Source organism: Sutterella megalosphaeroides, assembly GCF_003609995.1.
GTDB classification, from domain to species: Bacteria; Pseudomonadota; Gammaproteobacteria; order Burkholderiales; family Burkholderiaceae_F; genus Sutterella; species Sutterella megalosphaeroides.
In genome coordinates this window covers 2,536,781-2,549,521 of record NZ_AP018786.1, presented here as the reverse complement: position 1 = coordinate 2,549,521, position 12,741 = coordinate 2,536,781, and the positions used below count along the sequence as shown (strand labels likewise).

Here is a 12,741-nt window from a genome sequence, read left to right as displayed (position 1 = left end):
ATACTTCCTTTCGCGGCGACAAAGAGCACTCAACCGGTCGATGGGGCCGGGGTTGCCGCCAATGAAACGAACAGATTGGACACAGTCAAAATGACGAATGCTAAGTTGATGACGATGGGCGCCCTCGCGGGCATGATGGTGATGGGTTCGGCGTACGCCGGCACGGTGACGATCAACGGTTCGACGACCGTTCTTCCCGCCATGCAGCAGGTGGCCGAAAGCTTCATGGCCGCTCACAAGGACGTGACGATCACCATCTCGGGCACGGGCTCGGGCAACGGCATCAAGGCGCTTCAGGACAAGATGACCGACATCGCCATGTCCTCGCGCGACCTGAAGGACAAGGAAGCGAAGGCCCTCGAGGCCAAGGGCGCCAAGGCCGTCCGCTTCACGGTGGCTTACGACGCCATCATCCCCGTCGTGAACAACGCCAACCCCGTGAAGGGCCTCACGAAGGATCAGCTCCGCGACATTTTCGCCGGCAAGATCAAGAGCTGGAAGGAAGTCGGCGGCAACGACGCTCCTGTCGTCGTGATCGGTCGCGACTCCTCCTCGGGCACGTTCGAATCCTGGCAGGAACTCGTCATGGGCAAGACCCGCGTTTCGCCCCGCGCTCTGCTTCAGAGCTCCTCGGGCGGCGTTGTTCAGGCCGTGACCTCGAACCCGAACGCGATCGGCTACATCGGCATCGGCTACCTCGACAACCAGACGCACGGTCTTGAAGTCGACGGCGTCAAGCCCGCCATGGAAACGGCCAAGAACAAGACCTGGCCCATCTCGCGCGACCTCTACCTCTTCACCTCGGGCGAACCTCAGGGCGATGCAAAGGCCGTGATCGACTTCATGATGAGCAAGGACGGTCAGGCCCTCGTTCAGAAGTCGGGCTTCGTTCCCACGCTCTGATTTTCGGGAGCATAACGGATGGCTCTTCCCGCAAAGCTTAGGGTGGACCGGGCTTTTCGGGGAATGCTGGGAGCCGCGGCGGCGGTAAGCGTCATTGCGCTTGCCGCCATCGTGCTCTTTTTGTGCACCCAAGCGTTCCCGATCCTGCGCGACGTCTCCCTCACGGACTTTCTCTTTTCGACCGAGTGGTACCCGACGGACGAACTGCCCGTCTTCGGGATCGGCGCCCTCGTTACGGGCTCTTTGGCCGCTGCGGTTCTGACGACCCTCATCGCGGTTCCGTTCGGCGTGCTCACCGCCTGTGCGATGCACTGCGGGATGCCCGAACCCGTGCGCCGCATCGCCAAGCCCCTCATCGAACTGATGGCGGCGCTTCCCTCCGTCGTGATCGGTTTCGTCGGGATGGTGGTGGTTGCGCCCTGGTTGCAAAACACCTTCAACCTCGCTTCGGGCCTCAACCTCACGAACGCCGCGTTGATGCTCGCCTTCATGTGCGTGCCGACCATCGCGTCGATTTCCGAGGACGCCCTCAAAAACGTGCCCGCGGGTCTGCGCGAAGCGAGTCTCGCGCTCGGCGCGACGCGCTGGGAAACGCTCGTTCGCGTTGAACTCCGTTGGGCCATGGGCGGCATCGGCACCGCCGTGATGCTCGGTATTTCCCGAGTGATCGGCGAAACGATGGTGGTGCTCATGGTGGCGGGCGGCGCCGGGATCATTCCGGAGAGCATCTTCGACCCGGTGCGTCCGATGACGGCGAGCATCGCGGCCGAAATGGCCGAAGCCGCGGTCGGCGGGGAACACTACCACGCGCTTTATGCGACGGGTCTCGTTCTCTTCCTCCTCACGTTTGTCTTCAACCTTATGGCGTGGTACTTCACCCGCCGCATGAGTCTCAAAGCATGATTTCGACGAATCGCACGAGCCGCACGATTACGGAACGCATGGGCTTCGGCTTCATGCGTGCGGCGGCCATCATCAACATCGGTTCGCTCCTTGCGATCATCGGTCTGATCGTCGTCGAAGCCCTGCCGGGGCTCTCGTGGGAGTTTCTGACCGAAGCGCCCCGCAACATGATGACGGAAGGGGGGATCTGGCCCTGCCTGGTCGGGACCTTCCTCCTTGCGGCGGGGGCTCTGGTGATCGCGCTGCCGCTCGGCGTCATGAGCGCGGTCTATCTGCACGAGTACGCGAAGGACTCGGCCTGGGTGACGCTCACGCGCCTCTCGATCGCGAACCTCGCTGGCGTTCCCTCGATCGTTTTCGGCCTCTTCGGCCTCACCTTTTTCGTGGTCTTCTGCGGCTTCGGCGTGAGTCTCCTCTCGGGGATCCTGACGCTCGCCGTCTTGTCGCTCCCAATCATCATCAACACGACCGAGGCGGCCCTCTCGCAGGTGCCCCAGGAGTGGCGCGAAGCGAGTCTCGCGCTCGGCGCCTCGCGCTTCGAGACGATCACGAAGGTGATTCTTCCCAACGCGCTTCCGGGCGTGCTGACGGGGTCGATCCTGGCGCTTTCGCGTGCCGCGGGTGAAACGGCCGCGATCATGTACACGGGCAGCGTCTTTTTCACCCCGAAGGAAGGCGCATCGCTCTTTGAGCCCGTGATGGCGCTTCCCTACCACATCTACGTCATGGCGACCTCCGGGACCAACATCGAAGCGACGCGCCCCTTGCAGTACGGCACGGCTCTCGTCCTTCTGCTCCTCGTTCTCGTCATGAGCTCGGCCGCGATCTGGCTGCGCGAACGCCGCCGCTCCCGCTGACCGTACACCCGAATGAAATTCAGTTGAAAAATGGATACGACCAACTCCGCAACGCCGCGCGAAATGCCGCCGGCCAAGATCGAAATGCGTGACCTGAACCTCTACTACGGGGACTTTCACGCCGTCAAAAACATCACGATGAAGATTCCCGAAGGGTGCGTTACCGCCTTCATCGGCCCCTCGGGTTGCGGCAAGTCGACGCTTTTGCGCTCCTTCAACCGGATGCAGGATCTCTATCCCGGTCAGCGCGCCGAAGGGTACCTCCACATGGGCGACCTCGACATCCTCTCGCGCGACATCGACGTGACGGATCTGCGCGCCCGCATCGGCATGGTGTTCCAGCGCCCGACCCCCTTCCCGATGTCGATTTTCGAAAACGTCGCCTACGGCGTGCGTCTTCGCGAGAAGCTCTCGAAGGCCGACATGGAAGAGCGCGTCCATTGGGCGCTCCACAAGGCGGCGCTCTGGGACGACGTGAAGGACAAGCTCCAACAGCCCGGAACGTCGCTCTCGGGCGGTCAGCAGCAGCGTCTTTGCATCGCGCGCGGCATCGCCGTAAAGCCCGAAGTGCTCCTGCTCGACGAACCCTGCTCGGCGCTCGACCCGATTTCGACCGCCCGCATCGAAACGCTCATCGACGAACTGAAGAAGGACTACACGGTCGTCATCGTCACGCACAGTATGCAGCAGGCCGCCCGCATCTCGGACTACACCGCCTTCATGTACCTCGGCGAACTCGTCGAATTCGGCGACACGCGCACGATCTTCACCCGCCCGCAGCAGAAGGCCACCGAAGACTACATTACGGGCCGCTTCGGCTGATTTGGAGAACCACCATGGAACAGCACATCATCAAACGCTTCGACGAGGAATTGAACAAACTCAGGCACAACATGCTCGAAATGGGGCGTGCGGTGCGTCGTCAGCTCGACGCCGTCGGTCTCGTGCTTTTGAAGCTCGACCACCGGGAAGCGAGTGAAATCGAAGCTGCGGACGTCGACATCAACCGTCAGGAAAAGGATCTCGACGCCTTCATCGAATGCATTCTCTCGAGCCGTCAGCCCCAGGCGATCGATCTTCGAATGCTGCTCGGGTGCCTGCGCATGACGATCGACTTCGAGCGCATGGGCGACGAAGTGCGAAACGCCGCCAAAGGGGTGCGCAAGATGAGTTCGTCCCTCGAAGGGCAGCTTCTCACGACGCGCGACGCGCTCCTTACGATCCACGCGCATCTCCTTGTCATGACGACCGAGGCGCTCCTTGCCGTCGAAGACTTCGACGTCGAAAAGGCCCGCGCGGTGCTAGCGCGTCAGCCCGTCGTCGTCTCGGAAGTGCATGCGGCCGTCGTGGCACTCGTCGAACACCTGAAGGAAGGTCGCACGGACGTTCCCGACGGACTCGAACTCATCCGCATCGCGAAGTCGCTCGAACGCGTGGGGGCGCACCTCACGAACGTCGCCGAAGCGGTCGTCTTCATCCGCGAAGGCGTCGACATCCGTCACGAAACCTCGACTCAAGCGTGAAAGGCCGTAGAATGACGTCGTTGGAAAACCTTTCCCCGACCGAAATGCCTGAACTTCTGATCGTCGAAGACGAAACGGCCATCCGCGAACTCGTCGCCTTCGTGTGCGAGAGCGAAGGGTTCCGGGTGAACCGCGCCGAAGATATCGCGTCCGCGCGGGCAGCGCTCGCCGCCTCGCGCCCCGACTTGATCCTCCTCGACTGGATGTTGCCCGACATGTCCGGGCTCGACTGGCTCAAGGAGCTTCGCAGCGACCGCGCCTGGTCGTCGATTCCCGTCATCATGCTGACAGCCCGAGGGGCCGAAGCGGACCGCGTGTGCGGCCTGGAGACGGGGGCGGACGACTACATCGTGAAGCCCTTTTTGCCCCGCGAGCTCGTCGCGCGCATCCGCACGCAACTGCGGCGCCGTCCGAGCCCGAACGAGGCGGAGGACGGAGCCGAGCGGCGCGCGGAACCGCGGGAGACCGCGGTCGTTTGCGGGCCGATTCGCATCGACGAATCGAAGTTCGAAGTTGCGATCGACGGCAAGCCCGTTCGTCTCTCCGTGAAGGAATTCAAGCTTCTCAAGCTTTTTGCCGAAAAGCCCGGTCGCGTTTTCTCGCGCGCTCAGCTTCTGGAATCGGTGTGGCAGACGGCCTTCGTCGACGAACGGACGGTGGACGTTCACATGTTGCGACTCCGTAAGATTCTGGCGGGTACGTCGGCGGAAGATTTCGTCGAGACCGTTCGCGGGGTCGGGTATCGAGCCAAGGATTACGGATCGTGAGCCATCTGACACAGGAACCCAATCCGAACGGATACGGCATGAGCCTGCCCGATCGGAGGGTCGACATCGAACTCATGCGCTCCCGGGGGTTCGCTCTCATCGGGGGCTTTTGCGTTTTGGCGGCCGCGGCGATTGCGGTTGGCCTTGCGGGCAGTCTCGACGCCGCGCTTCTGCTCTGGGGAGCGGGGACGACGATTTTGCTTTTGCTCACGGTCCTGATGTGGCGCGAGCTCGTGCACGAAGACGAACGAAAAGCCCGACGCATCCGAGACCGCGACTTCCGCTACCGTCAAACGCTCGCACTCCTGCCCGAAGGCGTCGTGATTCTGCGCGACGACAACCAGATCGAGTGGCTCAATGACATGGCGCTTCGTCACCTGGGCTTCACGCCCGATGTGGTCGGGAAGCCCCTTTTCGACGTGCTTCACGACGAGCGGCTTCGCCAGTGGATGCTGACGCGCGACTACAAGGCTCCCTTCGTGACGGAGCCCGAAGGCACGAACTTCATCCTCGAAGTGGCGGCGGTTGCGCCCGACGCGCGCCACACGATGATCGTCACGCGCGACGTCACCGAAGGGCGACGCCTCGAAGAGGTGCGCCGCGATTTCGTCGCGAACGTGAGCCACGAACTCCGCACGCCTCTCACCGTCATCAGCGGGTTTTTGGACCTCGAAAAGGACGACGATGGAGCGAACCGCGAGGTGCTCGCCTACCACCGCTCGCTCATGCGCGAACAAACGAAGCGCATGCGGATGCTTCTCGACGATCTTCTGACGCTCTCGCGCCTTGAGAACGAAGACGAAGGGTCGACGGACGAACCCGACGTCGTCGCCATGCCGAAGCTCGTCGAAGACGTGGTGCGCGAAGGGAAAGCCCTCTCCATGGGCAAGCACGATTTCCTCGTGGAAATCGAGGATGTCTCGCTTGTGGGCTTCGCCGACGAACTGCGCAGCGCCGCGATGAATCTCGTCTCGAACGCCGTACGCTACACGCCCGAGGGCGGCAGCATTACGGTGCGATGGGGGCGGTACGGCACGGGCTCGTGCTTTTCCGTAACGGACACGGGGATCGGGATCGACGCAAAGCACATCCCCCGATTGACCGAGCGCTTTTACCGCGTCGACAAAGGGCGCTCGCGCGCCACGGGCGGCACGGGTCTGGGGCTTGCGATCGTCAAGCACATCCTGCGCCACAACGGCGGGACCCTTGCCATCGAGTCGACGCCGGGCAAAGGGTCAACCTTCTCGATGCGCTTTCCCGAAGCGCGCACCTTCAGCAAATTCTGACGGTCCCCGAGCGAAACCGAGCCTTGCAAAACCCGATCTTTTGCAAGGCTTTTTCTTTGCAAACCAAGGAGCTAACCCTGCGAAGCGAGGCGCGCGGCAACGCCAAAACGGGCGAAGTTGGCGGCACGCAACCGCGCTAAAAGAATTGTCGTAGGAGGGGCGGTCGGGGGTGGGAAGGTTCGTCCCCTACAATCGAATGAACGACGGGATACGGACGGCCGCAAGGCCGTCTTTTTGCTGGAGCCCTTCCGTAGCTTCGACGAGCACCCGTCGAAAAAAGATTCCTCAATTTTCCCGGGAGACCCCATGTACAACTTCATGGCAGCCTTCATCATCTGCGGCATCGTCGTCATCATCGGCGAAGTTGTGGCGAAACTCACGCGCGCCTGGGTGCCGTCCGTCTTTGTGTCCGCCGTCGTTTTGCTGTTGGGCTATTGGACGATTCTGCCCAAGGAGCTCGTGACCGAAGCTCACCTCATGCCCTTTGCGAACACCGTGGCGATGTTCCTCATCATCACGCATATGGGCACGATGATCAGTCTCGAAGCGCTCCTCGCGCAGTGGAAGACCGTGATTCTCTGCGTGTGCGGTCTGGCGGGGATGTGTGCGGTCGCTTACTTCGTCTGCCCCCTCTTCATGGACCGGGCGCTCGTGATCGCGGGGTTGCCGCCGCTGACGGGCGGGATCGTCGCGGCGACGATGATGCAGCAGGCCGCGCAGGAAGCGGGCCTCACGACGGCCGCCGTCTTTGCGATTTCGATGTACTGCATTCAGGGCTTTGCGGGCTATCCCCTGACGGCCGTGTGTCTGAAGCGCGAAGGCGCGCGTCTTCTCGCCGAATACCGTTCGGGGCGCGTCAAGGCCGACGTCGCCGAAGAAGAAACCGACATCAAGGCGGTGACGAAGCTTCCCGAAGAGCAGAAGCACGCGATTCTGCACCTCCCTGACGAATGGAATTCCCCGATCGTCATGCTCGTGAAGCTCGGCTTCGTGGCGTGGCTCGCGATGCTCGCGGGCGGGGTCACGGGGATTTCGGGCGCGATCTGGTGCTTGGTCCTGGGCGTTCTCTTTTGCCGCCTCGGCTTCCTTGAGCCCAACATCCTCACGAAGGCGAACTCCTACCAGATCATGCTCTTTGCGCTCATGATGTTCATCTTCGACGGCCTCAAGGACTGCACGCCCGAAATGCTCGTGGCGATCATCGGCCCGATGGTGACCCTCATCGTCTTCGGCATCCTCGGCATGGCGGTCGTTGCCTGGATCGTCGCCCGCGCGCTCGGCATTCCCGTCTGGCTCGGCTACGCCAACTGCTTGACGGCCCTCTACGGCTTCCCCTTCAACGCCATCATCACCGAGTCGATGTGCGCGGAAATGGCCGCCACCGAGGACGAACGCGAATACCTGATGTCGAAGATCTTCCCGCCGATGATCGTCGGGGGCTTTGCGACCGTGACGATCACGTCGGTCGTGATCGCCGGCATCTTCGCGAAGATGCTCTGAGAGCGTCGCCGCTTTCGAACCCGGACGCTTCCGCCCGGGTTCTTGTTTTGAGAGGGGCCGCCCCGACCCGTCGGGCGGACCGAAAAGAAAGGAAAATCAGCATGGATCTCAAGGCTCTCGAAGAGAAGTACGAGTCGTACCAGATTGAAATGCGTCGCCACTTCCACCGTTATCCGGAAGCGAGCGGCGAAGAGCACGACACCGCCCGCAAGATTCGCGAAGAACTCGACAAAATGGGCGTCGAATGGCGCGTCTGCGGTATGCCCACGGGCACGCTCGCCACGATCAAGGGCGCGCGTCCGGGGCGCACGATTCTTCTGCGCGGCGACATCGACGCGCTTTCCGTCACGGAAGAAACCGGGTTGTCGTTCGCGAGCGAACGTCCCGGCCTCATGCACGCATGCGGTCACGATTGCCACATCTCGATGCTCCTGACGGCCGCGAAGATGCTCTCCGACATCCGTTCCGAACTCTGCGGGACGGTGCGTCTTTGCTTCCAGCCCGCCGAAGAAATCGGTCTCGGCGCGAAGAAGATGGTCGAAGACGGTGCCATGGACGGGGTCGACGCCGCGTTCGGCATTCACGTCTGGTCCGACATCGAAGCCGGGAAGATTTCCGTGCGCGAAGGTCCGACCATGGCTTCGGGCGACCGCTTCACGATCAAGGTGCTCGGCAAGGCCGGCCACGGCGCGCAGCCGCACCTTTGCGCGGACGCGACCGTGATGGCCGCTTCGATCGCGCTCAACCTCCAGACGGTGGTGAGCCGCGAAACCTCGCCCGTCGATACGGCCGTCGTGACGATCGGGGAACTCCATTCGGGCACGCGATTCAACGTGATTTCGGGCACGGCCGAAATGATCGGTACGACCCGTTGCTTCAGCCCCGAAGTGCGCGCCCGTTTCCCCGAACAGATCGAACGCATCGCGCGCGAAACGGCGCGCAGCATGCGCGGCGATGCGGAAGTGACCTACGAAGAGCTCGTGCCCCCCACGGTGAACGACCCCGCGATGGCGGCGCTTGTCCGTAAGAGCGCGCAGAAGGTGTTGGGCGACGACTGCCTCTACGACTATCCCCCGACGATGGGCGGCGAAGACTTCTCGCGCTACCAGGAAAAGGCTCCGGGCGTGATGGTTTTCCTCGGCGTTCGCAATGAAGCGTGCGGCGCGTGCTGGGCGCAGCACCACGGCCGCTACACGGTCGACGAAGACGTGCTCGTGAAGGGCGCCGCTCTGCACGTGCGCGTTGCGCTCGACTTCCTCGGCACGGAGTGCGGTTGCTGATCGCGGCTTGATGCGAAAGTCCGCGGCCGGGCCGCCGAAAGCCCCCGAAAGCCGTCCGACGCACGTTGTCGGGCGGCTTTCTTTTCGAACCCGAACCTGGCCTTTTTCGTCAAAAATCGTACCGATCCGTGACGGTCGGGCTTCGCGCGCCGCCCGGAGGGGCAGGCTCCGTTAGAATCACGGACACTTTCCACAGACTTCGCCCGCGTATCCCGGCCCGACTTCGGGCGCATTGTCATGCAAAAGGGAACGCGGCCCGCACTCTCGAACGGTTCAAAGCCATGCACATTCTCGTATCGAACGACGACGGTTACCGAGCCCCCGGCATTCAGGCGCTCGCGTGCGCCATGCGCCGCTTCGGGCGCGTCACGGTGGTGGCGCCCGACCACAATCATTCGGGCGCTTCGAATTCGCTCACGCTCAATCGCCCGCTCACGGTCGAACACATGCCGGGCGAAAATCTCTACGTCGTTTCGGGCACTCCGTCCGACTGCGTTCACGTGGCGCTGACGGGGCTCCTCGACGAGATGCCCGACCTCGTCGTTGCGGGGATCAACTGCGGCGCCAACATGGGCGACGACACGATGTATTCGGGTACGGTTGCAGCGGCTATCGAAGGGTACCTCTTCAAGGTGCCTTCGATCGCCTTCTCGCAGATCGACAAGGGTTGGGCCGAGCTCGAGTCCGCCGCCCGCATTGCCGAGACGGTCGTCGAGCGCTATCTTGAAGAGCGCGATACGACGGATCCCGTGCTTCTCAACGTCAACATGCCGAACCTCCCCTACGACGTGGTGAAGGGCATTCGCTCGACGCGCCTCGGGCGCCGCATGAGCGCCGAACCCGTGATCGAAGAGATGAGCCCGCGGGGCTTCCCGATCTACTGGCTCGGCGCCGCCGGCAAACCCGCCGACGCCGCGGAAGGGACGGACTTCTGGGCGACCGCGCACGGGTACGTGTCGGTGACGCCCCTGCAGATCGACCTCACCGCGCACCGCGAGGTCGAACGCACGGGCCGGTGGCTAGCGGGCGACTTGAGCCCGAAGCGCGACTGACCCCGACCGAACTTCCTGCAAAAGTCGACAACGATTGAATTCCAACAAGGAGGTGATGCTCCGGTTCCCGAACGAACACAATGAACAAGGGAACCCCGGGGCGTCGAAGTGTATGAACCGCAACTTGAAACTTTCCGCCGCGGCGCTTGCGGCCTTCGGCGCGCTCGTTCTCACGGGCTGCTCGACGATCGATCCGAGCACCGTGCCCGTCGTGGATCGCTCGCAGTATTCCGCGGGCACGTCCGCGGGCTCGAGCGCCCCCGGGCTCGTTCGCGATTCGGGCCGCACGCACGTCGTGGCCCCGGGCGACACGATCTACAACCTTTCCGTGCGCTACGGGCTCGATGCGGGGCAGCTCTCGCGTCTCAACGCCATTACGGATCCGACGCAGTTGCGTATCGGGCAGTCCCTGCGCCTGCCCGAGTCCGTAACGGAGCCGCGTCCCTACGAAGTGTCTTCGTCGGTGCGCGTCAACCGCGTGACCGATACGGACGACGCGGCGAAAGCTCCCGAAACCGCCGAAACGCCCTCGACCGTCGTGCGTACGCCGAGCTCGAGCGTTGAGGAAACGACCGCGATCACGAACGCGCCCGCGAAGCCCGCCGAAGGCGGCGCTGCGGCCGCCTCGCCGAAGCCCGAAAAGGCGCCCGCGATCGTGCCGGGGACGCGCCTTCTGTGGCCCGCCCGCGGCGAGGTGCTCGCCACCTACACGCAAAACAAGATGGGCCTTGATATCGGCGGCACCGTGGGCGACGTGGTCGTTGCGGCCGCCGACGGGACGGTCCTCTTCGTGGGCGACGGCGTGAAGGGTTACGGGCAGCTCGTCATCGTGCAGCACACGAAAACCTTCGTCACGGCCTATGGCCACAACTCGAAGATCGTCGTGAAAGTGGGCGACAAGGTGAGGGCCGGTCAGAAGATTTCAGAGCTCGGTGGTACCGATGCGAAGCGGCCTTTCCTGCGCTTCGAGGTGCGCGATCACGGCAAGCCCGTCGATCCCATGAAGTACCTCGCGCCCCGTCGCTGAGTCTTTCCCGAGAGCGCCCGCACGCCACGCGGGCGTTCTTTTTTGGCACAATGGCGCCTCCGATTTTTCCGACAACCGGACCGGGCGGGCGGCCCGCCGGTTGTCTTGGCATCCGTACCGCCCGACACAAACGCAGCGCAAGGAGATCCGACTCATGGGACGTCGATCGAAGGAGAAAACCCCGGAATACTTCACCGTGGACGTGGAGCGCCTCGACCAGGAAGGTCGCGGCGTGGCGAAGAGGGACGGCAAGGTCGTCTTCATCGTGGGCGCGCTGCCCGGCGAACGCGTGACCTACGAGCGCATTCGCAATAAGCCGAGCTACGAAATGGGTCGCGTGACGGCGGTACACCGCGAGAGCGTGCAGCGTGTCAAGCCCGCCTGCCCGAATTTCGGTCACGGCCCCGGGAGCTGCGGCGGCTGCGCGATGCAGCATCTCGACCCGCTCGCTCAGGTCGCTTATAAGGAAAAGGTTCTCCTCGACACGCTCTGGCATATCGGCAAGGTGCGCCCCGAAAGCGTTCTTGCGCCGATCTACGGTCCGACCTGGAACTACCGTCACCGCGCGCGCCTGACGGTGCGCGACGTGGCGAAAAAGGGCGGCGTCCTCGTGGGCTTCCACGAAAAGAGCTCCTCGTACGTCGCCGACATGACGGAGTGCCGGATTCTTCCGAAGAAAATCTCCGACATGCTTCCCGCGATGCGCGAACTCGTCGCCTCGCTCTCGATCCGTCAGCGCATGCCTCAGATCGAAGTGGCCGTGGGCGGCGACGGCCGCACCGCGCTCGTTTTCCGCATTCTTGAGGAACCGACCGAAGCCGACCGCCGGGCGATGCTCGAGTTCGGCGACGCGCACGGCGTCGACATCTGGTTCCAGCCAAAGGGCCCCGAAACGGCTCACGCCGTTCGTCCCGAAAACGAAGAAGCGCTCGGTCTCGAACTCCCCGAATTCAACGTGCGCATCGCCTTCAAGCCCACCGACTTCACGCAGGTCAACCACGCCCTTAACGAGACGATGGTCGGGCGCGCCGTGCGCCTTCTCGACGTGCGGCCCGAGCACAAGGTCGCGGACTTTTTCTGCGGTCTCGGCAACTTCACGCTGCCGCTCGCGCGTCGCAGCGCCCGCGTGATCGGCATCGAAGGTTCCGAAGGGCTCGTCGCCCGCGCGCGCCGCGGGGCGGAGAGCAACGGCTTGAAGGATAAGACCGAATTCGTCGCCCGCAACCTCTTTACCTGGTGCGAAGACGACTGGAACGAACTCAACGCCCGCATGGGCGGGATCGATCGGGTGCTCATCGACCCGCCGCGCGAAGGGGCGCTCGCGCTCTCGCGCGTTCTCGCCGCCACCGACGTGCGCCCCGCTCGTGTGGTCTACGTCTCCTGCAACCCGGCGACGCTCGCGCGCGACTGCGCGGTTCTGCACCACGAAGGCGGCTGGCACATCCGCGCCGCGGGCATCATGAACATGTTCCCGCACACGGGCCACGTCGAATCGATCGCGGTGCTCGAACCCGGTCCCAAGCCCGAGAAGCTTTCCGAAGAAGCCGAGTCGATCGAAAAGCGCATCGCCGCTCAGGGCGACGACAACGTGAAGATCCGACTCGAGAGCGAGGAAGACTAAAGCGCCTTCGGGCTTCGCATGA

At 63.4% G+C, this 12,741-nt stretch carries 12 protein-coding genes; all 12 read left to right on the top strand.

The window, feature by feature from the left end:
• The first annotated feature begins 90 nt into the window (after positions 1-90).
• The 12 genes from S6FBBBH3_RS10185 to rlmD all read left to right on the top strand — a co-directional run bounded on the left by S6FBBBH3_RS10185 (position 91) and on the right by rlmD (position 12,719).
• Positions 91-903 carry a PstS family phosphate ABC transporter substrate-binding protein gene (locus tag S6FBBBH3_RS10185; protein WP_120177627.1) on the top strand — a complete coding sequence of 271 codons (813 nt, stop codon included), beginning with the start codon at positions 91-93 and terminating at the stop codon, positions 901-903.
• Between the two features lie 18 nt (positions 904-921).
• Complete coding sequence (gene pstC, locus S6FBBBH3_RS10180; protein WP_120177626.1) at positions 922-1,806, top strand: phosphate ABC transporter permease subunit PstC; 885 nt, start codon at positions 922-924, stop codon at positions 1,804-1,806.
• Complete coding sequence (pstA, locus tag S6FBBBH3_RS10175) at positions 1,803-2,663, top strand: phosphate ABC transporter permease PstA (RefSeq protein WP_170143913.1); 861 nt, start codon at positions 1,803-1,805, stop codon at positions 2,661-2,663. The genes pstC and pstA overlap by 4 nt, the downstream gene beginning before the upstream one ends.
• 30 nt (positions 2,664-2,693) lie before the next feature.
• The gene (gene pstB / locus S6FBBBH3_RS10170) at positions 2,694-3,485 is read left to right on the top strand and encodes a phosphate ABC transporter ATP-binding protein PstB (protein ID WP_120177625.1); all 792 of its coding nucleotides are present in this window, start codon (positions 2,694-2,696) and stop codon (positions 3,483-3,485) included.
• 14 nt (positions 3,486-3,499) lie between these two features.
• Positions 3,500-4,186 (top strand): phosphate signaling complex protein PhoU, encoded by a 687-nt coding sequence (gene phoU / locus S6FBBBH3_RS10165; protein ID WP_120177624.1) that lies wholly within the window; start codon positions 3,500-3,502, stop codon positions 4,184-4,186.
• An 11-nt stretch (positions 4,187-4,197) separates the two neighbouring features.
• Positions 4,198-4,953, top strand: a complete 756-nt coding sequence (locus S6FBBBH3_RS10160; protein WP_232008786.1) for a response regulator — start codon at positions 4,198-4,200, stop codon at positions 4,951-4,953.
• Entirely contained in the window at positions 4,950-6,239 is a 1,290-nt protein-coding gene (phoR, locus tag S6FBBBH3_RS10155) for a phosphate regulon sensor histidine kinase PhoR (RefSeq protein ID WP_232008785.1), read from the top strand. Before S6FBBBH3_RS10160 ends, phoR begins: the two co-directional genes overlap by 4 nt.
• 306 nt (positions 6,240-6,545) lie before the next feature.
• The gene (locus S6FBBBH3_RS10150) at positions 6,546-7,739 is read left to right on the top strand and encodes a hypothetical protein (protein ID WP_120177622.1); all 1,194 of its coding nucleotides are present in this window, start codon (positions 6,546-6,548) and stop codon (positions 7,737-7,739) included.
• Positions 7,740-7,840: 101 nt separating this feature from the next.
• Positions 7,841-9,019 carry an amidohydrolase gene (locus S6FBBBH3_RS10145; RefSeq protein WP_120177621.1) on the top strand — a complete coding sequence of 393 codons (1,179 nt, stop codon included), beginning with the start codon at positions 7,841-7,843 and terminating at the stop codon, positions 9,017-9,019.
• 281 nt (positions 9,020-9,300) lie between these two features.
• Positions 9,301-10,071: a 5'/3'-nucleotidase SurE gene (gene surE / locus S6FBBBH3_RS10140; protein WP_120177620.1), complete on the top strand. Its 771-nt coding sequence runs from the start codon at positions 9,301-9,303 to the stop codon at positions 10,069-10,071.
• Between the two features lie 112 nt (positions 10,072-10,183).
• Positions 10,184-11,098: a M23 family metallopeptidase gene (locus tag S6FBBBH3_RS10135; protein ID WP_120177896.1), complete on the top strand. Its 915-nt coding sequence runs from the start codon at positions 10,184-10,186 to the stop codon at positions 11,096-11,098.
• 154 nt (positions 11,099-11,252) lie between these two features.
• Positions 11,253-12,719 (top strand): 23S rRNA (uracil(1939)-C(5))-methyltransferase RlmD, encoded by a 1,467-nt coding sequence (rlmD, locus tag S6FBBBH3_RS10130; RefSeq protein WP_120177619.1) that lies wholly within the window; start codon positions 11,253-11,255, stop codon positions 12,717-12,719.
• The last annotated feature ends 22 nt before the right edge of the window (positions 12,720-12,741 follow it).

What these genes read in the sequence shown, in the direction of transcription:
- S6FBBBH3_RS10185 (WP_120177627.1), top strand. Translation starts at nt 91, where the DNA reads ATGACGAATGCTAAGTTGATGACGATGGGCGCCCTCGCGGGCATGATG.
- pstC (WP_120177626.1), top strand. Translation starts at nt 922, where the DNA reads ATGGCTCTTCCCGCAAAGCTTAGGGTGGACCGGGCTTTTCGGGGAATG.
- pstA (WP_170143913.1), top strand. Translation starts at nt 1,803, where the DNA reads ATGATTTCGACGAATCGCACGAGCCGCACGATTACGGAACGCATGGGC.
- pstB (WP_120177625.1), top strand. Translation starts at nt 2,694, where the DNA reads ATGGATACGACCAACTCCGCAACGCCGCGCGAAATGCCGCCGGCCAAG.
- phoU (WP_120177624.1), top strand. Translation starts at nt 3,500, where the DNA reads ATGGAACAGCACATCATCAAACGCTTCGACGAGGAATTGAACAAACTC.
- S6FBBBH3_RS10160 (WP_232008786.1), top strand. Translation starts at nt 4,198, where the DNA reads ATGACGTCGTTGGAAAACCTTTCCCCGACCGAAATGCCTGAACTTCTG.
- S6FBBBH3_RS10150 (WP_120177622.1), top strand. Translation starts at nt 6,546, where the DNA reads ATGTACAACTTCATGGCAGCCTTCATCATCTGCGGCATCGTCGTCATC.
- S6FBBBH3_RS10145 (WP_120177621.1), top strand. Translation starts at nt 7,841, where the DNA reads ATGGATCTCAAGGCTCTCGAAGAGAAGTACGAGTCGTACCAGATTGAA.
- surE (WP_120177620.1), top strand. Translation starts at nt 9,301, where the DNA reads ATGCACATTCTCGTATCGAACGACGACGGTTACCGAGCCCCCGGCATT.
- S6FBBBH3_RS10135 (WP_120177896.1), top strand. Translation starts at nt 10,184, where the DNA reads ATGAACCGCAACTTGAAACTTTCCGCCGCGGCGCTTGCGGCCTTCGGC.
- rlmD (WP_120177619.1), top strand. Translation starts at nt 11,253, where the DNA reads ATGGGACGTCGATCGAAGGAGAAAACCCCGGAATACTTCACCGTGGAC.